Source organism: Pedobacter yonginensis, assembly GCF_003173595.1.
Lineage (GTDB): Bacteria > Bacteroidota > Bacteroidia > Sphingobacteriales > Sphingobacteriaceae > Pedobacter > Pedobacter yonginense.
Genome location: NZ_QGNZ01000002.1, coordinates 720,926 through 744,439, shown reverse-complemented (window position 1 = coordinate 744,439; position 23,514 = coordinate 720,926). Strand labels below are relative to the sequence as shown.

Annotated in this window: 15 protein-coding genes; 8 read left to right on the top strand and 7 right to left on the bottom strand. The window is 37.4% G+C overall.

From position 1 onward, the window contains the following. The first annotated feature begins 37 nt into the window (after positions 1 to 37). Positions 38 to 556, top strand: a complete 519-nt coding sequence (locus tag DHW03_RS10045) for a gamma carbonic anhydrase family protein (RefSeq protein ID WP_109925606.1) — start codon at positions 38 to 40, stop codon at positions 554 to 556. Positions 557 to 562: 6 nt separating this feature from the next. Here the strand turns inward: DHW03_RS10045 and DHW03_RS10040 are convergent, their stop codons facing one another. The 5 genes from DHW03_RS10040 to DHW03_RS10020 form a co-directional block, all read right to left on the bottom strand. Then, positions 563 to 2,296, bottom strand: coding sequence for an Ig-like domain-containing protein (locus DHW03_RS10040; RefSeq protein WP_109925604.1), 1,734 nt, complete (start codon positions 2,294 to 2,296; stop codon positions 563 to 565). Positions 2,297 to 2,417: 121 nt separating this feature from the next. Further along, positions 2,418 to 4,280 carry a tRNA uridine-5-carboxymethylaminomethyl(34) synthesis enzyme MnmG gene (mnmG, locus tag DHW03_RS10035; RefSeq protein WP_109926015.1) on the bottom strand — a complete coding sequence of 621 codons (1,863 nt, stop codon included), beginning with the start codon at positions 4,278 to 4,280 and terminating at the stop codon, positions 2,418 to 2,420. A gap of 133 nt (positions 4,281 to 4,413) precedes the next feature. Next, complete coding sequence (locus tag DHW03_RS10030) at positions 4,414 to 6,276, bottom strand: ABC-F family ATP-binding cassette domain-containing protein (protein ID WP_109925602.1); 1,863 nt, start codon at positions 6,274 to 6,276, stop codon at positions 4,414 to 4,416. A gap of 567 nt (positions 6,277 to 6,843) precedes the next feature. Beyond that, entirely contained in the window at positions 6,844 to 7,281 is a 438-nt protein-coding gene (ybeY, locus tag DHW03_RS10025) for an rRNA maturation RNase YbeY (protein ID WP_109925601.1), read from the bottom strand. A gap of 34 nt (positions 7,282 to 7,315) precedes the next feature. Continuing rightward, a complete protein-coding gene (locus tag DHW03_RS10020; RefSeq protein ID WP_109925600.1) occupies positions 7,316 to 10,627 on the bottom strand; it encodes a DUF4175 family protein in 3,312 nt (1,103 codons plus the stop codon). Positions 10,628 to 10,850: 223 nt separating this feature from the next. Between DHW03_RS10020 and DHW03_RS10015 the strand changes: the two genes are divergently transcribed. After that, entirely contained in the window at positions 10,851 to 12,353 is a 1,503-nt protein-coding gene (locus DHW03_RS10015) for a glycerophosphodiester phosphodiesterase family protein (protein ID WP_109925599.1), read from the top strand. A gap of 126 nt (positions 12,354 to 12,479) precedes the next feature. Beyond that, positions 12,480 to 14,852: a phosphocholine-specific phospholipase C gene (locus tag DHW03_RS10010; protein WP_109925598.1), complete on the top strand. Its 2,373-nt coding sequence runs from the start codon at positions 12,480 to 12,482 to the stop codon at positions 14,850 to 14,852. A gap of 45 nt (positions 14,853 to 14,897) precedes the next feature. Here the strand turns inward: DHW03_RS10010 and DHW03_RS10005 are convergent, their stop codons facing one another. Both DHW03_RS10005 and DHW03_RS10000 read right to left on the bottom strand, forming a co-directional pair. Further along, positions 14,898 to 15,464, bottom strand: coding sequence for a DUF2911 domain-containing protein (locus tag DHW03_RS10005; RefSeq protein ID WP_109925597.1), 567 nt, complete (start codon positions 15,462 to 15,464; stop codon positions 14,898 to 14,900). Positions 15,465 to 15,529: 65 nt separating this feature from the next. Beyond that, positions 15,530 to 15,736 carry a hypothetical protein gene (locus tag DHW03_RS10000; protein ID WP_240618510.1) on the bottom strand — a complete coding sequence of 69 codons (207 nt, stop codon included), beginning with the start codon at positions 15,734 to 15,736 and terminating at the stop codon, positions 15,530 to 15,532. 272 nt (positions 15,737 to 16,008) lie between these two features. Here DHW03_RS10000 and DHW03_RS09995 point away from each other — a divergent pair, with 272 nt between their 5' ends. The 5 genes from DHW03_RS09995 (at position 16,009) to DHW03_RS09975 (ending at position 23,402) form a co-directional block, all read left to right on the top strand. Continuing rightward, a complete protein-coding gene (locus DHW03_RS09995; protein WP_109925595.1) occupies positions 16,009 to 16,635 on the top strand; it encodes a TetR/AcrR family transcriptional regulator in 627 nt (208 codons plus the stop codon). Further along, a complete protein-coding gene (locus DHW03_RS09990; RefSeq protein ID WP_109925594.1) occupies positions 16,632 to 17,951 on the top strand; it encodes a TolC family protein in 1,320 nt (439 codons plus the stop codon). The genes DHW03_RS09995 and DHW03_RS09990 overlap by 4 nt, the downstream gene beginning before the upstream one ends. Before the next feature lie 8 nt (positions 17,952 to 17,959). Next, positions 17,960 to 18,997, top strand: a complete 1,038-nt coding sequence (locus tag DHW03_RS09985; protein WP_109925593.1) for an HlyD family secretion protein — start codon at positions 17,960 to 17,962, stop codon at positions 18,995 to 18,997. 8 nt (positions 18,998 to 19,005) lie between these two features. After that, the gene (locus tag DHW03_RS09980) at positions 19,006 to 20,553 is read left to right on the top strand and encodes a DHA2 family efflux MFS transporter permease subunit (RefSeq protein ID WP_109925592.1); all 1,548 of its coding nucleotides are present in this window, start codon (positions 19,006 to 19,008) and stop codon (positions 20,551 to 20,553) included. Positions 20,554 to 20,816: 263 nt separating this feature from the next. After that, entirely contained in the window at positions 20,817 to 23,402 is a 2,586-nt protein-coding gene (locus tag DHW03_RS09975) for a phosphoenolpyruvate carboxylase (protein ID WP_109925591.1), read from the top strand. Positions 23,403 to 23,514: the final 112 nt, after the last annotated feature.

Here is a 23,514-nt window from a genome sequence, read left to right as displayed (position 1 = left end):
TGATTTACAAAAAATTTTCATTTTTATTTCTTTCATTATGCCCTTAATTTTGCCTGTTAAAGATAAGTTTCCAGAAATCGGAAAAGACAACTTCATTGCCGAAAATGCAACCATAGTTGGCGATGTTATTATCGGTGATCGTTGTTCAGTTTGGTTTAATGCAGTGATTAGAGGAGATGTAAACGCAATTACCATCGGAAATGAATCCAATATACAAGATGGGGCACTCATTCACGCTACCTACTTAAAAGCTTCTACACACATCGGCAATAGAGTTTCGGTAGGTCATAATGCAATTGTGCATGGTTGTACTGTTCAAGATCATGTACTCATTGGGATGGGCGCAATTGTGATGGATCACGCCATTATTGAAGAATATTGTATCATCGCTGCTGGATCAGTTGTTTTAGAAAATACAATCTGCGAAACTGGATATCTGTATGCAGGTACCCCCGCCAAAAAAATAAAGCCCATTACCGACGAGCAAAGGGCTTTGTTAAATAAATTGCCTGATAACTATATCATGTATAGTGAATGGTTTAAATCTCCTGATTAAAAAGGCTTAATTTCTCTTTACTGGCTTAGGTGCTTCTCTTAACCCTGGTGTAATTTCACTATTTGGTGGTGTGGGCTGGGTTGGCACAACCGGACTTGTTTGTATTGATGGGGGTGTTAATGGAATTTCGAGTTGTTCTTCCCTTTCCCAGTTGGCGCGTAGCGACATTTCTTTAGTTGCGTACCAAATTTTTTCGGGTTGTGTGCCCATTTTTACATTACCTGTGTCCCAAAAGCCATTTTTATTTTCATCATAAATGACTCTTATAAAATACTTGCCTGCAGGATAATTCGCAAAAACTATTGGCGTGTTTTTTCTCACTACAGATGACTTAATGGGTAATTTTTTCTCGTTAATAAATTCGACAACATAACTTTTTGAAGTGTCAGGTACTACAACTTTCAACGTCAGGGTACCATAACTATCGCTGGTTTCCAATTTAAACGTTTTATTAACTTCTTTATTTTTGGCGTTAAATATGGCCGTAAAGGTTCCTGCACCGAATTTTACATCGTAGGTTCTCTTTTGTTTCCAAGGATATTTAACATAGTATTTTAGAAAATCAATACTATCTTTCACCAACTCAAAGTTGGTTCTTTGTACCGAATCCTCCAGCAGGGTTACCTTAGCTGCATCGGCAGCAGTAATAGGAAAAGGAAATGTAAGTGTGAGGCTTTGATACGGATTCAACTTATTACTGGATAAATTATCTGCAATGGTTAAATCTCTGGTATAGGTATCCTTTTTAGATCTTGTAAAATTTACCGTCTGTAATACTTTTCCTTGATCTTGAATAGCAAGTTTTAAAGAGTCAAAACTTAAATCATTTACCCAAACCTTTGCAGTATCATTCGTTTTATTAAAATAAACCCGCTTTCCGACATCAGCCGCAGGTGGGTCCGCCACGGTAAGTTTAGGGTTTTTGAGTTTCTGATTAAAGCTTAGCGAAATACTTCCATCGTTGTTCAGCTTTCGATCTACAACCCTAAATTCGGGCGCCAATTCTTTAAAAACCTTTAGATTGATGTTGTCTAGATTTTTATCAATTACTATCGGATCTTTTAAAAATCCAATTTCATCTGAGCTCTGTTGGTAAATTTTATCGCTACCTGTTTCTTTTAAAGCATAAAGCTTGTAAGAACCCTTTCTTAAATTATTTAACCTATAGGTTCCTGCGCTATCGGTTAGGGTATAAATGGATGGTTTTCTTTTACCAAAAAGTGTATCGCGTTCGATAGGAAAAATGAACACAACCACGTCTTTTTCTGGTTCTCCAGTAACTGCACTCGATACGTTTCCGCTTAATGAAAGTGAATCGATTTCTGGACCGGTAGAAAACACGTATGATAAATTTTTAACGACGTTGCTTTCGTTAACATCTGCAATTGCTTTTCCAAAGTTTAACGTGTAGGTTGTATTCTTTTCTAAAGTATCTTGCAAGGTAATTTCTAATCTTTTTTGGCGCTTCTTTAAAATTGGTGGTTTCTCCTGTTCAGGAGATATAGAGAATTCTTTAAAATCATCATTAATGTTAAAGTACTCGTCAAATTCTATGGTAATTTTCTTGGCATTAAAATTCCGCGTCAGATTTTTTGGCAGCATACTCAAAACCTTTGGAGGTTTAGTATCTTTTGGTCCACCTTGAGGGGTTTGGATACTCGCACAACCAAAAAATAGGAGTAAGGCAGTTACAACTATTAAATTTTTAAGGTTAGAATACTGAGCTTTTAAATTTGGCATATTTTAAACGTTCTAACGAGTTTTTAGTGTTTTTGGAAACCTAATATTAAAAATATTTTTTTTTCGATTATACGGCTTTATTTAAAGTCATTTATATTTTGTATAATTATCTGATTATCAGTTATTTAGTTATATGTACCATCAAAACTGAAATATCTGAAGGAGAGACCCCCGAAATTCTGGATGCCTGACCCAGAGTTCTCGGTTTTATCTTAAATAATTTTTCTCTTGCCTCTTTTGATATCGAAATGATTTTATTGTAATCAAAATCTGGGTTAATTTCTTTGTCTTCCATTTTAAGCATCTTGGCTACAATTTCGTTTTCTTTTTCGAAATAGCTTTCATACTTGATTTTTATCTCTGCCTGTTCAATCGTTTCTTGATCTAAGTTCTGCGTGGCGTTTTGTAATGGCTCACTTACCTTTATCAAATCTTTTAAACCAACATGTGGACGGCCGACTAAACTGTGTATTTTAACATTTTGATTCAAAGTGCTCGACCCTAAACTTTCTAGCATTGGATTAGCGATAATCATATCAATGCCCTGAGCTTTTGTAAACTTAACTAACTCATCAGCCTTTGCAATCTTTTGATTTACTTTTTCCAAACGTTCATCGCTGATTAAACCCAACTGATGTCCGAGCGGAGAGAGACGGATGTCTGCATTATCTTGTCTCAGCAATAAACGATGTTCTGCTCTCGATGTAAACATTCGGTAAGGTTCTTCCGTACCTTTGGTAACCAAGTCATCTATCAATACACCGATATAACTTTCCGATCTTTTCATAATCAGCTCGTGTTGATCGTTTATTTTTTGGTGTGCATTGATACCCGCCATGAAGCCTTGGCAGGCGGCTTCTTCATATCCTGTCGTTCCATTAATTTGTCCGGCTAAAAATAAATTATTGATGGACTTGGTTTCTAGCGTTAGTGACAATTGGGTAGGAGGGAAAAAGTCGTATTCAATGGCATAGCCAGGTCTGAACATTTTGGCATTTTCAAAACCTGGTATTAATCGCAATGCTTTAAATTGCACATCTTCTGGAAGTGAGGTTGAAAAACCGTTTACGTAAATTTCGCAGGTATTCCAGCCTTCTGGTTCAACAAATATTTGGTGGCGATCTCGTTCTGCAAAACGATTAATCTTGTCTTCGATAGATGGGCAATATCTTGGACCTAGACCTTTGATTCTACCCGTAAACATTGGTGATTTTTCGAAACCTTCTTTTAAAGTTTCATGTACTGCTTCATTGGTGTAAGTGATCCAACAGCAACGTTGATCTTTAGAAATTTCCGTATCTGTGTAAGAGAACTTTCCTGGGTCTTCATCTCCCCATTGTTCTTCCATTTTGGTATAATCTAAACTTCTTCCATCCACGCGAGGGGGTGTACCGGTTTTCATTCTTCCCGCTTCCATTCCCAATTCTACAAGTTGTTCGGTTATACCAGTTGATGCTCTCTCTGCTGTGCGACCGCCACCAAATTTCTTTTCGCCAATGTGCATTACTCCATTTAAGAAAGTTCCATTCGTCAAAACAACGGCACTACTTTCAATCTCAATACCTAATGACGTTCTAACCCCATACACAGTATTGTCTTTGATTAACAAGCCGACAACGCTATCCTGCCAAATATCTAAATTGGGTGTTCTTTCCAGTGCCAATCTCCATTCTTCTGCGAAACGCATTCTATCTATTTGTGCTCTCGGACTCCACATTGCTGGGCCTTTTGATAAATTTAGCATCCTAAATTGGATGGTAGATTTATCCGAAATTATACCTGAATAACCGCCCATGGCGTCTACTTCACGAACAATCTGTCCTTTAGCCACGCCCCCCATAGCTGGGTTACAACTCATCTGGGCAATGGTGCCCATGTTCATTGTAATTAACAAAACAGTTGATCCAAGATTAGCAGCGGCAGCAGCAGCCTCGCAGCCTGCATGTCCAGCACCAACAACAATCAAATCGTATTTAGCAAACATTTTATTTTTGTTTTTTAATTGTTCCACGTGAAACAATTACTTATTTTCAATTAGAACTCATTCTTCGATTGCAAAATTTATATAGATGTTTCACGTGGAACATAACTTCCTAAATCGAAAAATTGAATTCTTATTATTCGGATAATTCTAACCAACGCATTGTAAAATCATCAAGTTTAACTTTTAGCTTTTCAATTTCTTCAGAAACCTCTTGAATCTTGATGTAGTCCGTTGAGTCAATTTTTAAAAGGCTTTCCGTCAGCTTCGCAATTTCATTTTCCGTATCTGCCATTCCTTTTTCACTTTCATCAAGCTCTTTTTGTTCCTTAAAACTTAGCTTCTTTGCGGCTTTGATGGGCGTAACCTCAACTGGTTGTATTGGTGGTTTTTTAGTTTCAACCTTTGCTTTTGGTTGATCTAAACATAAACGATATTCAGAGTAGTTGCCATTATAAATTTTGACAACACCTTCGCCTTCCATGATGAAAAGCTGATCGCTCATCTTGTCTAACAAATACCTATCGTGAGAAACCAACATCAAGATGCCAGGGAAATTCTCCAAGAATTCTTCCAATACGTTCAAGGTATCAATATCCAAATCGTTTGTTGGCTCATCCAAAATCAGAAAGTTTGGATTTTGCATCAAAACTTTCATTAAGTTTAATCGCTTCTTTTCTCCACCGCTTAACTTCTCCACCATGCCATGTTGTTTCTTTGGCGGGAACAGGAAAAGGGTTAATAGGGCAGAGGCCGTTATTACAGAACCATCCGCCATTTTAATATATTCGGCATCCGACTTTACAATATCAATCACTCTTTCTTTAGGATCGAATGTTAAGCCACCTTGTTTGTAGTAACCAAACACTGTTGTTTCCCCGGTATCAACCGTTCCAGCATCAGGCTTGAGCTGACTGGTGATGATGTTAAGCAAAGTTGATTTACCCGTACCGTTTTTGCCTGCTAAACCAATTCGATCTCCCTTTTTAAAAGTATAACTGAAATCGTTGATAATTGCGCGGCCATCAAATGATTTCGCAATATGATCTACCTCGATAATCTTTCCACCTTGGCGAGACATCTTCATTTGGAGTGTAACGCTCTGATTATCAGACTTTTTCTTCGATTTCTCCTCTAATTCGTAAAAAGCATTGATACGAGCATTAGATTTCGTTCCTCGGGCCTGCGGCATGCGCCTCATCCACTCTAATTCCTTCTTTAATAGCTGTTGGTTCTTGTGCAAAACCGTTGCATCTAAAGCTTCCCTTTCTGATTTCTTTTCTAGGTAGTAAGCATAATTTCCATTGTAATTGAAAATTTTACCTCTATCGAGTTCTACGATTGTATTACATACGTTGTCTAGAAAATATCTATCGTGCGTTACTAAAAGAATAGTTTTTTGTCCGGTAGTTAATAATTTTTCCAACCATTCTATGGTATCAATATCCAAATGGTTGGTTGGCTCATCCAAAACCAAGATCTCTGGATCTTCAATTAACAGTTTGGCTAGTGCTAAACGTTTTTTCTGTCCACCAGAAAGGGTATCTATTTTTTGTTGAAGATGAGTTATGCCCATTCTATTCAAAATGGTCTTAATCTCGTGTTCATATTCCCAGGCGTTATGTTCACTTAATTCTTCGTATAAACGATTAAGTGTTTTTTCATCAGGGTTGGGGTTTTCGATGAGTTCCTCGTATTCCTTAATTAGTTGTTGTTGCTTATTCTCTAATGAAAAAATGTGGTCGCTAATGGAATAACCTTCATTAAACTGAGGCTCTTGATCTAGAAAACCAATTTTAACCGCTTTATTTTTTACAATTTTACCTTCTAGCGGAGGAAACCTTTCTGCCAATAATTTCAAAAGGGTACTCTTACCTGCGCCATTAATTCCAACCAACGCTACTCGCTGTCCGGAGTTAATACCCAAAGTTAAATTCTTAAATAGCCATTCATCATGATAACCATGACCTAAGCCTTCTGCCGCAATTAGTGTGCTCAATTTTTTTGTATTTCGGATTTATAAAGGAAAATTAGTGCAAAAGTAAGTATAAAATATTTGGTAGGGTATAAAGATGTATCAAAGGCACTAAGGATCAATTAAAAATGGCAGAATATTGATTGTTATTTTAATTGATCATGCCAAATAAACAAAACAGCGGTAGGACTCGCTCCCCCGCTGCTTCAATCATTAACTAAAACTAAACTAACTCTTTATTCGATTTTTAGACTATAGATTCTAATAAACCGACTTTAAATCTTGATATCTATTTTTTTGATGTGGGTTACGAACATAAGACTGCGAATAGATAGAAAAGTTGCAACGCGTTTAGGCTTAATATACCAGCATAGGTAAATAATCGACCAACGCCTATAACTATTAGACGAACAGGAATCTGAGAAATTGACTTGGAAAGCAATTGCAGTACGAATAGGAAATGACAGTCCTGCTTTTTGCCCCAAAGAAAGCAGAAAATATTTTTGGTTTCGTGGCAAGTAGGCTTTTGTAACTATAATCGGTTGTGTGTATATTTAGTATGCCACCAACTATGGGCTTGGATTAACAGATCTAAATCAGGGCCATTTCACTTCGATAAGCCAAATATTCATCTTCCTTTTGAGTCATAAGTGTTTTGGCAACTTTACCTTTATCCTTATAACCCAACAAGTGCAGGGTTCCATGAATCATGATTCGGCAAACCTCATCAAAAGGGGTTGTTTTAAACGTTTGTGCATTCTCTGTTACTCGATCGATACTAATGAAGATATCACCCACAATCTGTTTATCTACCTCAGCGTTATCAAAAGTTATAATATCAGTATAGGTATCGTGATTTAGATATTGCTGATTAATGCTGAGCAAATAATCGTCGCTACAGAAAATAAAATTAAGTTCGCTCAGTTTATAACCTTCTTTTTCTATAGTAGCCTTAATCCATTTCTTAATTTTTAGTTTTTGAGGGAGCTTGTACGATACAGATTCTGTAAAAAAAGAAATTGCAGGCATATGTGATTGTTTTGATGCTGCAAATTTAATTAAACTATTGAGTCAAACTCAAAGATTTTAAATAGGCTGCAATTTTGTTTTTGTAGTAATAGTTTAAAGTTGGCGGTAACTTCTGTAACATGTCGCTTCCATTAATCTGTTGCTTTTTATAATCGTCAAGCATTTTTTGGTACGATGGTGGAAATTGTTTAGCTGCTTTACTTTCTCTTTTCGAATCTTCTTCTTGATCTCGCTCTGCTTTCTCGGCATCTAACAGTTTGGTTAACAAATCTTTTTGGCGTTGCAAGGTTTCTTGCTGTAAACGTTTATTTACCAAGTCGCTTTCGGTTTGCTTCATATCCTTAATCACTTGGTTTAAATTGCCCATCTTGCCAGAACCATCCTTATTGTCTTCCCGGTTAATTTTTTCTAAAGCCTGGCGAATCATTTGCTGTTGTTGAGCCATTTTTCCAAATTCTTTACTCATTTCGCCTTTACCAACAGTACCCTGATTACCAGACTTTTGCATTTGTTCTCGTGCTTTTTGCATGCTCTTATTTAGCTGCTCCTGCATTTGTGAAAGCTGTTTCATGCCTTGTTTTTGTTTGCCTTTTCCTCCTTTTGAGTTTTTAGACATATTCTGCAACTGGTTTAGGGCTTCGCTCAGCATCAATGTTAAATTGTTTATGGAAGTCATCGTAAATTGCTGATATCGATTTGCTTCGGGCGTTCGTCTATCTCCAAGGTTTTCTAAACTTTTATCTAGGTTGAAATTAATTTTATTCATCTCCTCATTTACGGTAGATTCTATCTGCGGAACCCTTTTGCTCAACGCGAACAAACTATCGGCAATGGTTTTTAAATTATCTTTAATGCTGCGCTGCTTCTGCACATTGCTTACGTAAGAAGGATCGGCATTCGTCATCTTTTTAAGGGCGAGCATTACTTTTTCTTGCTCAAAAGAGGTGTTCAGCAAGTTTTCTAACAGTCGACGTAACTCTTTGGCATTCAAGTTGTTTTCCATTTCCTCTCCCTGCTGCTGCATGTCGTTCATCTTTTTGGAAAGTTTTTCCATTGCTTCTCCAGCTTTTTGCTGTTTTTGACTAGCGCCTTTCTGGTCTTTTTTATCTAAAGCATCTTTACTATCCTGCTGGTCTTGCTGAATTTCCTGTACTTCTTTTTCAGGATTATCGAATGGATTTGGTTTTTCTAACGATTGATTTTTTTCTTCTAATTTTTTCAGATCATTTTTCAGATCATTCATTTCCTTGTTTAAGGCATCTTGCTTTTCTTTAAGCGTTTGGTTATCCTCTTTTTTATTTTTTGTTTGTTCGGCAAGTTCTTTTTGTTGCTTTGCCAAATCATTTAAACGATTGATATCATTTTGCAGGTTTTGCTCAAATTCCAATTGTTTATACAATTCTAAAATTCGATCCAATTCATTTTTGAGGGTTTTGTTATCCAACTGCATTTTAGAAAGTTCGTTTTGCGTTTGATCTTTATTCCGCTCATTCATTAAATTCTGAAGCTTTTGAAGCAGCTCTTTCGTTTTATCATCAAGCACGTTATCGAAAAGATCTTTAATCTGCTTTTGCTTTTCTAAGAGGTCTTCATTCTGGCCTTGATCTTGTTGGTTTTGAATGTTTTTATCGTTCTGTTCTTTAATTTCTTTTACAGCTTCATCAAGTTGTTTTTGTTTTTCCAATAGGGCTTCAATCTGTTTTTTATCCTCAAATGAAATCTGCTTTTTATCAACTAAGCGCTCCGCAATTTTTTTACTCTCTTTCTCTATGGTATTTGCCAACCTTATGGCCGATTGCATTTTCTGTTTTAACGCTTGGTTGCTTGCGTTAACTTGGTCAGCAGTTTCTTTTTTAGTGGGCTGTTTAAATGTTTTAAGCTCAGATTTGGTTGTTTTTGCGCCATTAACACCATCATTATCAGCCACTTCAAAGAAGTATTCAATCTCTTGCCCAGGTTTTAGTTGCAAAGATTTTAAATCCCAGAAAAAGAAAAAGGGTTGATTGGTTATATTGGTTTTAACCGCTATATTTTTAGCAACTGTGCGAACTGTTTTATTGTTTTCCTTGATGTTATATTTAAAACTCAAGCGAGAAAACCCATAGTCATCGCCAATTTCACCCATAAAATATAAGGACTTGCTGCTGGTAGAATCGGGCTTTTCTTCAACTGAAATGGATGGAGATTGATCTTTGATTATGCTGATTTGGTGTGAAAGAGAATCGGACAGGGTAACAAATTCATTTTTAGGGGTAATACTGTACTTCGCATTGCTCCTAATGGTAGCATCAAACGCAGACTCATTTTCAGATACTTTTAAAACATGTTGTTGATTATTTAAAATAAAAAGCAGGGCATTGCTTTTATCAGTTTTAAAATTCCAGCGCACTTTAGTCCCTTCTGGAACTAGGATATCGCCCACGTTGGTAATTTCTTCACTCTTTTTGCCTAAATAGGAAGGAAAGATGAGGGTTGCGGTTGCGCTCAATAATTCTGGGCGTGGTTTTACGCTAACAGTATAGGTAGGCGAACTAAAGCCACCGCCTCTAAAAATCAATTTTTTGTCTTCCTGAATGTTTTTTATTTTGTAATTGAATTTGGTAACATTCTCCCTTTCAAGCTTATAAGTGTTTTTTCCATCTTCTACATAAACGTCTGACGGGATTTGGTCGCCGGTTAATTTTAAATTCAGCACTAAATCATCGCCCTGCATAATGTTTAAATTTTTATTTAAAACATTAAAGTTGAAAGGTGCTTGTGGCGCAATGTACTCATCATATTTGAAGAAGCTATTGGTTCCTTCCCTTAATATTGTTGGCGCAATTAATCCAATTAATAAAATGATGGACAGGGGTACGATGAGATATTTTAAATATTTCTTGTTGTCGTTAATTCTAACTGCGGTGTAAAAAGGTACAGGCTTAAGTTCTAATATTTTCTGATCGATGCTGGCTAAGATGAGCTGATTTTTCTCAGGCAAATTTTCAGAAAGTTGTTGGAGTTGAAGCGTATTGAGTAGTTTGTCTTTAATATCGGCAAAATGATTTCCAATAATAACCGATGCCTCATCAAAAGAAAGATGTTTGCCGAGTTTGAGCATGGCCAATAGTGGCCTAATGATTAACAGACCAATAAGGATGGTTGCCAACAAAACATAAGTGAAGAACACAAAAGTTTTAAAGGTTGCGCTCGGATTGAGATAGTAAAGGCTCAGGAATACAAGAAGATACAAACCCAATAAAATTGCGGCAACGTAAATGCTGCCCCGTAAAATCTTGTTCAGATAAAACTTACGAATAAATTCATCTATCTTCTTAATTAAATCGATATAGTTATTGCCAGCCATACTCTTAAGCGTAAATATATAAAATCAATTGAAAAGTATATGTAATATTGGTAACGCCCTTAGTTCATATTGAGTATGGTACTGATTGTTGGAATGGTAGGAATTTGATACATTAATTTAAAATTATTTACCTTGTTGTAACTTAATACAAAGGTTACATAGATTTTAAAGTTGTATTCTCATAAAAATATACTTTTGATGCTTTGTATAATTGATACCAAATATGAAACAAATACTTATTTCTGGCTTAATGATTTTAATTTTTTCTGCTTCATTTGCTCAAAAATTTAACTGGAACAAGAACCAGGTTATTGCCCATCGGGGCGCTTGGAAGAAAAATAGTTTTCCTCAAAATTCTATCGCATCGTTAAAGGAAGCCGTAAAACTAGGCTGTTATGGCTCTGAATTTGATGTTTGGATGACCGCCGATAATATCTTAGTGATTAATCACGATCCTGAATTCCAGGGCCTTACGATTGAAAAAGTTAAGTATGAGGAGCTTCTGACCAAGACCATGAGCAATGGCGAAAAGATTCCAACGCTCGAAGCTTACTTGTTGGAAGGTAAAAAACAGAAAACCACTAAGCTTATTTTAGAGATCAAGCCATCTTTGATTGGTAAAGAGAGGGGTATAGAAGTGACCAACAAGTGCATTGAGATGGTGCGAAAACTTAAAGTTGTAGATTGGGTAGAATACATCAGCTTCGATTACGACTATTGCAAACGCATACTGGCATTAATGCCAAAAGCAAAAGTTGCATACTTAAAAGGTGAAATCAGCGCGGAGCAAATGAAGGCAGATCAATTAACTGGTGTAGATTATCATTACAGCGTTTACCAAAAGGATGGCTGGATTGAAAATGCCCATAAGCTAGGTTTAACTGTAAACGCTTGGACGGTTAATACCGTGCCAGAAATACAATGGCTTTTGGCGCATAATGTCGATTTCATTACAACAAACGAACCTGAATTAACTTTTGAAGAACTGAAAAAAACACCCGTAGCAAAGGGATGGAAACTGAAATGGGCAGATGAATTTAATGATGCTGGCCTGCCATTGGCTAAAAATTGGTCGTACGATGTTGGCGGAAATGGGTGGGGTAATAACGAACTTCAATATTATACCGATGCCGATTCTGCAAATGCGCACGTTAAAAAAGGCAATTTAAATATTACGGTACTAAAAGCCGATAAGGATAAGAACCAGTACACCTCTGCCCGCTTGGTGAGTAAAAATAAATTCGACTTTAAATACGGAAGGGTAGAGGTAAGTGCCATGTTACCAAAAGGAAGAGGTTTATGGCCTGCAATTTGGGCCTTACCAACCGATTGGAAATATGGTGATTGGCCAAAAAGTGGCGAAATTGACATCATGGAGCACGTTGGTTATGAACCAGATAGTGTTTATGGAACCGTTCATACCGAGAAGTTTAATCACGTAATACATACTCAAGTTGGTAAGGGAGTAAGAATAAATCCTTACAATGCATACCATGTTTATGCCATCGAATGGTTTGAAGACCGCATAGATTTTTTTGTTGACGATCAGAAATATCTATCTTTTAAAAACACCAAGAAAGGTAGTCAAGAGTGGCCATTTGACCAAAATTTCCACTTAATTTTTAACATTGCTGTTGGCGGTGGCTGGGGTGGAAAAAAAGGCGTGGACGATTCTATTTTCCCGGCAACCATGAAGATAGATTATGTAAGAGTTTATCAGAAGTAAAACGCCTTAATAATTGGGCTTAACCTCATGCATCAAAAAAACTTTCAGCAAGCATCAACCGGGATGAATTTTTCTTATTTACCCTGCGTTGTATAAATTGCGGTATCTAAGCTATTTGGGATAATTATGGATTCACGGAGAGAATTTTTAAAAAAGGCGGCTTTATTTGCCAGTTCAGCTGGTGTGGCGAGTGCTTTACCAAACTCAGTACTCAAGGCAATGTCTATCAACGCCGAACTGGGCAGCACATTTTACGATGCTGAACACATAGTATTTTTGATGCAAGAGAATAGGTCTTTTGATCACATGTTTGGCAATATGAAAGGTGTAAGAGGCTTTAATGACCCGCATCCCCATATTCAACCAGATGGAAATAAAGTTTGGCTCCAAAAAGATGGTGAAGGATATACTTATGCCCCTTTCCACGTAGATATTAACAAGACTAAAATAACTTGGCAGGGCGGGCTTCCGCATTCATGGAACGATCAATTGGCTGCCAGAAATGGAGGTAAATACGATCAGTGGATTCCTGCCAAATCTCCAATGACATTGGCGCATTATAAGCGCAACGACATCCCTTTTTATTATGCTTTAGCCGATGCCTTCACCATTTGCGATCAGCATTTTTGTTCTTCCTTAACAGGAACCACACCCAACCGATTATTTTTTTTTACGGGAACGGTTAGAGGGGAGCGAAGCGCAAACCAAATGGCTGTGGTTAATAATGAGCAGGCGGAATCACAAAACAATGTATTTGTCGATTGGCCTACATTTCAAGAAACGTTGGAAGACCATGGGATAGATTGGCGCATCTATCAAAATGAACTATGGACATCCAAACTTCCAGAAGGTGAAATTGATGATTGGCTGGGCAATTACGGAGATAATCCCATTGAATATATTTCGAGGCATAACGTCAAACTATCTGCTTATTTCAGAAAAAATGGAGATAAAACGGTTAAGCCAGCTTTGAGTGCAAAAGAGGTTCAAGCGAAATACGACCAGCTTTCGCAAAAGGAGAAAAATTTGATTGATAAAGCCTTTCAAACCAATATAAGTCAAAAAGATTACCTCGATCTTGCTCCATTTACGTTTACCAACGATGAAGGAAAATCAGAAACCATAAATATCCCAAAGGGAGATATTTTTTATCAATTTAGAAAGGATGTGGACGAAGGAAAACTTCCAACGGTTTCTTGGTTGGTAGCGCCACAAAGATTTTCTGATCACACCAGTTCTCCGCTTTATGGAACATGGTATGTATCTGAAGCATTGGATATTTTGACGAAAAATCCAGAGGTTTGGAAAAAGACCATATTCGTTTTAACTTATGATGAGAATGATGGTTATTTTGATCATCAGCCACCATTTGTGGTGCCAAATCCCGAAGATCCATTTAGCGGAAAAGTTTCATCAGGAATTAATTATGCAACTGATTTTGAAGCGAAAAAAGGCAGCCCAATTGGAATGGGTTATCGAGTACCATTGATTATCGCTTCGCCTTGGAGTAAAGGCGGCTTTGTAAACGGACAGGTGTTCGACCATACTTCTTCATTGATGTTTATGGAGAAATGGCTCCATAAAAAAACAGGGAAAAATATAAGAAGCAATAACATAAGCGATTGGAGACGTGCTGTTTCTGGAGATTTGACCTCTGTATTTAGACCTTACAACGGCGAAGCAATTAAATCGCCAACACCACTTAGCAAAGAAAGTGTGGTTACCAGTATCGCAAACGCCAAAAATAAGCCTGCGCAAGTTGGCCCAACTGCATTAAATAAAGCAGAAGTCTCGAAAATAAATCAGCACCAATCTTTTTCATTCGAAACATCGGTGCATATGCCGCAACAGGAAAAAGGGGTAAAACCAGCATGTGCATTACCCTATCATCTGATAGTAGATTCTGAATGGATAAACGATGAATTGGAATTGACGCTTCAATCCGTTAAAACCCTTTTTGGAAGCGAAACCGAAACCGTAGGTGCACCTTTTACGATGAGTACACCATTAAAATATAAGGGTGTACCTGGTAAAATTTGGGCTTATGCTATAAAGGCAGGCGATAAACTAAATGATACAATTGCACTTGATGATTTTGATGGTGGCGTTTATGATTTAGCCATTACCGGGCCAAATGGGTTTTTTCGTCATTTTAAAGGAAGCAAATCGAATCCAAATTTGCTTATTAAGGTTTATCCAGAACAGAAAGGTTTAGTCGCTAAAAAACTAAGTGGAAATTTGCTCGTTGAAATTCAGAATAAATCTTCGTCTGAACTTTCACTCCAGATTGCTGATCCTGCATATAAATCTGGCATTAAACGAGTAAACTTAAAGGCCAATGCAAAGACGATGGTAGCCATAAGCACCAAAAATAGCGGCAATTGGTACGACATCAGCATCACTCAGGTTGGAAACAAAATCTTCAATCATCGTTTTGCTGGCAAAATAGAAACGGGAGAAATGACCACAACCGATCCTTTCATGGGAAATATCATTTAAAAGCTTGGGCAAAAATGAATATCTGCGCAGGTTTCTAGAAATTAATTAAAAAGAGATAGGCAATTCGACCTGGGTTTTATCCCATCCAATAATTAAGTTTGCGCCATTTTCTTTTGGGGTAAAGGTAAGCGAGAAATATTCTACAGCCTTAGCCAATGTTTTAACGGGAACTTCTACTCGAGCCAGATCCTTAGATTGATCGTATGTAAATGCGCCCCATTTGTCGGTTTGGCTATTTAAAATTATGGTCCACTTGTCTTTTTCCGGAATTGCAAACAAACTATAGGTGCCGGCCTTAATTTTCTTTCCGCCTATAATTACCTTCTGAAAGAATCTAACTTCGGTACTTTCATTTGCTCCAAAACGCCAAACTTTGCCATACTGTTCTAAAACTCCAAAAATTTCCCGTCCCTTTTTCTGCGGACGAGAATAAATAATTTTGATAATTGGCTTTACTGCATCTTCGGTCTTTGCTTTTGGTGCATTAAGCGGATAGTAAACAATGTCTGCAGGGCTAGGGTCTGCACTAGGGAATTTAACGTCAGAAACGGCTTCCTGCGCTTTTACGCCCAGGCACAAAAGCGCAAAAACAAGAATAAATATATTCTTCATTTAGGGAAAATTAATTATCAAATAGGAAGAGGTTAACCCCCTCAATCAGAAAATCTAATTGTAGATTAGTATTTTCTACCTTTTACCAAGGCGTTTAGGAATAAACCTGCGGTTAATAAACCAAAGATTCCACCTAGAATTGCATAAAGATAGCTTTGAGTAATTACGACAGCTGTAATAATCCCAAATAATAAACCCAATGCGTAATAAAGCCAGTTAAAGTTATTGTTGCTATTTTGTTGTAAGCCCATGTTTTCAAATATTTGAGGCAAAGTTAATATTTATTTTAAATTTTAATTTGTGATCCAGCCTCATTATTCTAATAATTTGTTAATTCCAACTGTTTTTAATCATTTAATCGTATCTGTTATTAGATTCCATTTATAAGCACGCATAAGCAGTATCATTCCAATCTGATATTATTGCTTTCGAAAAAGACCAATATCTGTCAGAAATAACCCATTTATCAAGAAAATGTAAAAGATGTGTACAAACATTTGGAATTTAATCAAACGATTGATTAATTTTGTGCCACTAAAAAGAAATGAAAACAGAAAAGATAGATAAAAGACAAGCCATAATCGAAGCAGCTGAAAAGCTGTTTTGTGAGACAGGGTATGAAGGTACCTCTACTCGGCAGATTGCAAAAGAATCTGGAGCGAATATGGCAATGATAAACTACTATTTCGGATCTAAAGAAGGGGTTTTTGTAGAGATTATGAATGAGCGGATCGCAGGATTCGCCTCTCAACTAAAAATCATTAACGAAGATAAAATCTCCTCATTAGAAAAACTCCACCGAGTAATTGAAGGTTATGTAAACCGAATTCTCTCCAACCCGGCCTTCCATAAAATGATGCATCGTGAACTTTCTTTAACGCAAAGGCCCGAAATGTACGATAAAATTAAGGATGCCATGAGCCACAATATGTTGCTGATCGATCGCATAATTACAGATGGGATTGATGATGGTAGTTTTAACCAAGTTGATGTGAGAATGGTAATTGCCACCATTATGGGCACCATTACCAATATCGTAATTGCACCAAATAAAGTGATGCCTTGCTCAAACTTCGATTTAAACAATCCTAAAGACAAAAAAATAATTAAGGAAAGAGCAATCGCTCACTTAAAAGATCTAACAACCGTTTATTTAACAACAAAAAAATGATCCCCAAATCAATTAGATTAATGCTTGCGGCATCATTAATTCCAGCAACTTTATTTGCACAAAGTATAAAGGAATTAAACATAAACCAAGCAATTGAACTTGGCATAGCCAATAGTAAAAACTTAAAATTATCCCAAAACAAGATAGACCAGGCCGTTGCCCAGCTCGAAATTGTAAAAGACAACGTTTTGCCAACCGCAAATGCCAGTTTTTTGTACAACCATGCTGAAATACCAACCACTACTTTTACGCTACCCGGAGGAGGCTCATCCTTACAACTGCCTAAACGAGCCGATGCTTTTGTAGGAACAGCTGCTGTACAAGAACTTGTTTATGGGGGTGGTAAATTAAAATACGCAAAAGAATCGACTAAATTATTGGCAGATGTTGCCCGTTTAGATGCAGATAGAAGCAAGGAAGAAATTACTTACGCGGTAATTAATACCTATTACGCTTTATACAAAGTGGCACAAAGTAGAAAAGTTGTTGATCAGAATTTAGAATCGATTGCCGCACAGATTAAACAGGCACAGCGCTTTTTTGAGCAAGGTATTGTAACCAAAAATGATGTACTCCGTTTCCAATTGCAACAGGCAAATGTTACGCTGACGCAGATGGATATTGAGAACAATCGAAAAATCATCAACTACAACCTAGATATTTTATTGGGTTTACCAGAAGATACTGAGGTTAAAATTACAGATCCAAGCGGCGGCTTAAAAACCCCAGGAGCCCTAAACGATTATATTGGCTTGGCGATGGCAAATCGACAGGAATTAAAACAACTTGATGTGCAAAACAAAGTTGCCGATTATAACATTAAAACCATTAAAGCCAATACTTTACCTACTGTGGGTGTTGGAGCAAACTTATACTACATTAACCCAAGCGGAAACTTTATTCCACCAACCAACCAATATTTGATGCCCGTTACAGTAGGCGCTACGGTTTCATGGAATATTGCCAGTCTTTGGTCAAACAGAAATAAAGTTAGCGAAGCAAAAATTCAGCAGAGCGAAATCACCATTCGGAAAGATATTCTATCTGACCAGGTTAAAACGGATATCAATAAAAACTATCAAAACTATCAAGTTGCCGTAAACAAGATTCAGGTTTTAGAAACCTCAATTGCCCAAGCTACTGAAAATGATAAATTATTGGCATCAAAATACAAAAACAACGTGGCTTCTGTTACCGACCGAATTGATGCAGAAACCCTTTTATACCAAGCAAAAATTAACTTAGAAATTGCCAAGGCCGATGCTGGTTTGGCTTACTATACATTACTTAAATCAACAGGAAAAATAACGCAATAAATACAGCAATGACAACTGAAAAGAAAAAAAAGAACATAGTAGTACCCATCATTTTAGGTGTTTTACTAGTAATAGGGATAATCTTCGGAGTTATCGAATGGAATTATTATAGCAAACACGTAGATACAGATGACGCTCAGATTGATGGCGATATCAGTCCTGTTGTTGCTCGTGTTGGCGGTTATGTAAAGGATATTAGTTTTGAAGAAAACACCCGCGTTACCGAAGGACAGGTTTTGGTAAAGCTGGATGATAACGATTATAAAGTAAAGTTAGAACAAGCACAATCAGGCCAAAAAGGCGCCAGTGCTGGTGTTGGTGTTGCACAATCTCAAATCATCGCTACACAAGCCAATACAAGCACAGCAAAAGCAAATGTAGCAGCGGCAAGAGTTAAATTAAACTTGGCTAATAAAGATTATGCTCGTTATGCAAATTTGGTTAAAGACGGGTCGATCACACAACAAGCTTTTGATCAAGCTAAAGCAACTTTAGAATCGGCTCAAGCTGCATTCCAGGCAGCACAAGATCAATATACTGCCGCGGTTAAACAAGTTGGTACAACGCAATCACAATTGGCGGTAAGCAGTAACGCAATCAGCCAACGCCAAAGCGATATCGATTTCGCTAAACTACAATTGTCTTACACCGATATTAAGGCACCAGCAACCGGTATTGTTTCAAAGAAAAATGTTCAAAAAGGCCAATTGGTTCAAGCAGGGCAGTCCTTATTCTCTATCGTTAACGACGGAAGCATATACGTAACTGCAAACTTTAAAGAAACCCAATTGGAGAAAATTAAATCGGGATCAAAAGTTGAGATTGAAGTTGATGCTTATCCTGAAGAGAAAATTCAAGGTGAAGTGTATAATTTCTCCCCAATCACAGGTGCTAAAGGATCTTTATTGCCTCCAGATAATGCAACTGGTAACTTCGTTAAAGTTGTACAACGTATCCCAGTTAAAATTAAAATTCATCCATCAAAAGAAATGGCAGCTAAACTACGTCCAGGTATGAGCGTTAAAGCATCCGTTTCTACTAACTAATATTTAAAATGGCCGAAGTAGGTTTTAAAAAATGGATTATTACGTTTACGGTTATCACAGCTTCTTTGTTGGAGTTGATTGATACTACAATCGTAAACGTAGCCATTCCACAAATACAGGGAAACCTTGGCGCAACCTTAGAGGATGTTGCCTGGTTATCCACAGGTTATGCCGTAGCGAATGTAATCATCCTGCCCATGTCGGGTTGGTTGGGCAGTCGTTTCGGGCGTAAAAATTATTTCTTAACCTCCATCATCGTCTTTACTCTGGTTTCATTTTTATGCGGAAACGCTACATCATTAAATGAGCTGATTTTATTTAGGATTATTCAAGGGCTTGCTGGTGGTGGATTAATATCAACAGCTCAAGCCATTTTAATTGAAACTTGGCCTCGTGAGGATGTGGGTATTGCTACGGCATTATTTGGTTTAGGTGCCGTTGTTGGCCCCACTGTTGGTCCAACCATCGGTGGTTATATTTTAGAAATAGCCGATTGGCCTTGGATCTTTTACGTAAACATCCCCGTCGGAATCCTCGCCGCTTACTGTACCATCACTTTTATTCGAGAGACGCCCAAGGATGGGCAGGGTAAGCCGGTTGATTGGTGGGGAATTGGATTATTGGCCATTGCGGTGGGCAGTTTACAAACTCTACTAGAGAAAGGCGAGAGTGAAGATTGGTTCTCAACACCATACATTACGGCATTGGCAGTTGCATCAGTTTTTGGATTACTTTTATTTATTTGGCGAGAAACCAGTACCGATCATCCCATCGTTAATCTAAAAATTATGAAGAAGAGAAGCTTCTCTATCGGGATGTTTACCTCTTTTATTTTAGGATTTGGTTTATATGGTTCGGTATTTGTTTTTCCCGTTTTCGCACAAAACCTTTTGGGCTTTACCCCATTGCAAACAGGAAAACTTTTTATCGCCGGAGGTATCTGTACCATTTCGATGATGCCTTTTATTGGTATTATGCTTAAAAAGGGTGTTCCTGCGCAATTTATGGCCACAGGAGGGATGTTCCTATTCTTCGTTTTCTGTTGGATGCTGAGCAAATCTACCCTTGCCTCTGGTACAGGAGATTTCTTTTGGCCTTTGGTAATTAGGGGATTTGGTATGGCGCTACTGTTTGTGCCGTTAACCACCTTGGCTATGCAAGATTTATCTGGACCAGAAATCGGACAAGGATCTGGTTTGAATAACATGAGCAGACAATTGGGCGGATCTTTTGGCATCGCGGCCTTAACCACACTCATACACGTTAGGGCAGGTTTCCACCGAAGCAATCTTTTAAGCAATATTAATGAGTACAATCCGGCTTTCACCGGTAAGTTAAACGGATTGATACACAATTTTATGGCTAAAGGATCCTCTTTTATTGATGCCCGATTGATGGCCATGAAAGCGATCGAAGGTTCTGTAATTAAACAAACCATGTTGCTTACTTACAATGATGCATATTGGGTTGCAGGATTAATTATGTTGTTTTCAATCCCATTATTGTATCTCCAGAAATTTAAGAAAAATGCAAATATCGTAACAGATGCGCACTAAATTTTCCTGTTTTGAGCTCGACTTAAAGGGCTTAAATAAAAACAGCCGGTGTATTTTATTACATCGGCTGTTTTAACCCAAAAAATTAACAATCAATGCAATGCCCTTAAACATTGCAAATGTTCTTATCCAAGTATCAAACACCCAAATAAGATTTTAAAATTAAATTATATTCGTCAATTTTCCAAATTGTAAGGCTTAGAATTTTAATAGTTTACGCATTTTTTGTAGTATTACCCTATATAAAACTATTGCTTAAGCCCATGCCTAAACTACGTTTAACAACTCAGCGCGAATCTATTTTTAATAATGAGGTCATCTCAAAATTCGAACTCTTTAATAGCTTATTTCTAACCCTTCCATTCTATAAAATTAAGGATACAGGCACGCTATTGCCACTATTCTTTAAAAGTTGTGAAGAGGGAATTGCAAATGGGCAAAAACCAGCTCAAATCATAGAAGAGTTTTTTGCCAAGTACACCAGCTATAAAGATCGCAAGGATATTATAGATTTACTGTTTCGTTTCATCCAATATATAGAGCGTCAAGTTGTGCTTTTTGATGCCGTGGAAGATGCATCATTTACCAAGTTAAACACTACAGATGAGCAAAGTACGCTCGCTTTTATCTTAAAAAAGAATGCCGATAACAAACCTATGTTGGCAAAAATTGAAAGGCTAATTGACGAACTTTCTTTGCGCTTGGTTTTAACGGCACACCCAACCCAATTTTACCCAGGCAGTGTGCTGGCGATTATTACCGATTTAACTAAAGCCATTAGAGACAATGACATCACCTCGATGAATTCTCTTTTACAGCAATTGGGTAAAACACCATTCTTTAATAAAAAGTCGCCTACACCTGTTGATGAAGCCCTAAACTTAGCTTGGTTTTTAGAAAACACCTTTTACTTTGCGGCGGCAAATATCCAAGAAGAAATTGATCAAAATCTGGATGAATATAACCTGGAGACCAAAAAAATCTTGGAATTGGGTTTCTGGCCAGGAGGTGACCGAGATGGTAACCCAAATATACATGCAGATACCACTTTGGAAGTATCTAAAATGCTTCGCCAGATTTTATTCCGTTGTTATTATCGCGATTTTAGAGTAATTAAACGCCGTATAACCTTTAGAGGGGTGGAAGAGAACATTGCCCATCTACATGATGTGCTGTATAAAAATGCCTTTGACCAAACTTGCGAACTGCATGATATTTCGGATGAACTCCGAGCAAACCTAAATAAAATTAAAGAAACCTTATTAATCGAACATGATGGCTTATTTGTTGATTTGGTTAATGATTTGATCCGTAAGATTGATTTATACGGTAATTATTTTGCTTCATTAGATATTCGCCAAGACAGTAGAGTTTTAAGAAGTGTACATGATTATTGCAGACAAAACAAACCCATATCATCTTTATATCCAGCAAATTATGATCAACTCTCTGAAGCAGAGAAACTGAAATTGATTTCGTTTAAAGAGGCCACCATTGTGTATGCCACTGAAGCAGACGCTTTGATAAAAGATACCATTGATGTAATTCAGGAAATTAAGGGTATTCAAAAACGAAATGGCGAAAAAGCCTGTCACCGTTTTATTATCAGCAATTGCCAGCAAGCCAGCGATATTTTGCAGCTAATTGAGCTCTTCCTTTGGAACGGCTGGAGTAAAGATTCGCTAACCATTGATTTTGTGCCCCTCTTTGAAACGGTAAACGATTTAAAAGGCGCTGCGGCGATTATGGATACGCTTTACAGCAATCCGTTTTACAAGGCGCATTTAGCCAGCCGAGGCAATAAGCAAGATATTATGCTTGGCTATTCAGACAGTACAAAGGATGGCGGTTATTTAATGGCAAACTGGTCTATTTTTAATGGCAAAACATCGCTATCAGCAGTATCTGCAAAACACAATATCCAATTGGCCTTTTTTGACGGGCGCGGCGGACCACCAGCACGTGGCGGAGGTAAAACGCATCGTTTTTATGCATCTATGGGTAAAGAAATTGCCAATAAAAACATGCAGTTAACCGTGCAAGGGCAAACCATCAGTTCGCAATACGGATCGGTAGAAAGTGCCGAATTTAACATAGAGCAGCTAATTAATGCTGGTTTAACTTCTGGGTTAAAAGAAAAACATAATATTCTTTTAGATGCAGATAATAAAGCTTTGCTTGATGAAATGGCGGAAGAAAGCTACAAAGCTTTTGTTGATTTGCGTGAGCACCCACTTTTTGTGAGCTATTTGGAAAAATTATCTCCACTTAAACTATTGTCACAAGCCAACATCAGCAGTCGTCCGGTAAAACGAAATGGTGGCGGCGAAATGAAGTTAGAAGATTTAAGGGCCATTAGTTTTGTAACGGCTTGGAGCATGTTAAAACAAAATGTACCAGGCTTTTATGGAATGGGAACGGCTTTAAAAACCCAAGAACAAGCAGGCAACTGGGCTAAAGTGGTTAAGGTTTACGAGGATTCTGATTACTTAAAAACAATCGTAGATAATTGTATGATGAGTATGAGCAAATCAGACTTTGTAATTACAGCCCATTTAGCCAATGATAAAGAGTTTGGTGCTTTTTGGAAGCAGTTGCATGATGAGTTTGAGTTAACCAAGCAGATGTTGTTAAAGCTATCTGGGCAGCCTGTTTTAATGGCAAACTATCCTGTCGACAAAAAATCTATTGCCACCCGTGAAAGAATTATTTTGCCTTTGGTGCTCATCCAACATTTTGCCTTAGAAAAACTTCAGCACAACCAGAATGAAACCGATCAGCACGCTTTAGAAAAGTTAGCGGTTAGAACGGTTTTCGGCATTGTAAATGCCGGAAGAAATTTGGCTTAATTGTTTTAAATGAGCACCCTGAATGTATATCAAGGGTTTAGCTTTTTTTAAAAGATGCTTTTGTTATCCAGAGCTCAGTAAACCACTTTCCATGTAGGCGATGCGATACTAA

Bases quoted from the DNA above. Each gene is read 5' to 3' on its own strand.
- DHW03_RS10045 (WP_109925606.1), top strand. From the start codon at position 38: ATGCCCTTAATTTTGCCTGTTAAAGATAAGTTTCCAGAAATCGGAAAA.
- DHW03_RS10040 (WP_109925604.1), bottom strand. From the start codon at position 2,296: ATGCCAAATTTAAAAGCTCAGTATTCTAACCTTAAAAATTTAATAGTT.
- mnmG (WP_109926015.1), bottom strand. From the start codon at position 4,280: ATGTTTGCTAAATACGATTTGATTGTTGTTGGTGCTGGACATGCAGGC.
- ybeY (WP_109925601.1), bottom strand. From the start codon at position 7,281: ATGCCTGCAATTTCTTTTTTTACAGAATCTGTATCGTACAAGCTCCCT.
- DHW03_RS10020 (WP_109925600.1), bottom strand. From the start codon at position 10,627: ATGGCTGGCAATAACTATATCGATTTAATTAAGAAGATAGATGAATTT.
- DHW03_RS10015 (WP_109925599.1), top strand. From the start codon at position 10,851: ATGAAACAAATACTTATTTCTGGCTTAATGATTTTAATTTTTTCTGCT.
- DHW03_RS10010 (WP_109925598.1), top strand. From the start codon at position 12,480: ATGGATTCACGGAGAGAATTTTTAAAAAAGGCGGCTTTATTTGCCAGT.
- DHW03_RS10005 (WP_109925597.1), bottom strand. From the start codon at position 15,464: ATGAAGAATATATTTATTCTTGTTTTTGCGCTTTTGTGCCTGGGCGTA.
- DHW03_RS09995 (WP_109925595.1), top strand. From the start codon at position 16,009: ATGAAAACAGAAAAGATAGATAAAAGACAAGCCATAATCGAAGCAGCT.
- DHW03_RS09990 (WP_109925594.1), top strand. From the start codon at position 16,632: ATGATCCCCAAATCAATTAGATTAATGCTTGCGGCATCATTAATTCCA.
- DHW03_RS09985 (WP_109925593.1), top strand. From the start codon at position 17,960: ATGACAACTGAAAAGAAAAAAAAGAACATAGTAGTACCCATCATTTTA.
- DHW03_RS09980 (WP_109925592.1), top strand. From the start codon at position 19,006: ATGGCCGAAGTAGGTTTTAAAAAATGGATTATTACGTTTACGGTTATC.
- DHW03_RS09975 (WP_109925591.1), top strand. From the start codon at position 20,817: ATGCCTAAACTACGTTTAACAACTCAGCGCGAATCTATTTTTAATAAT.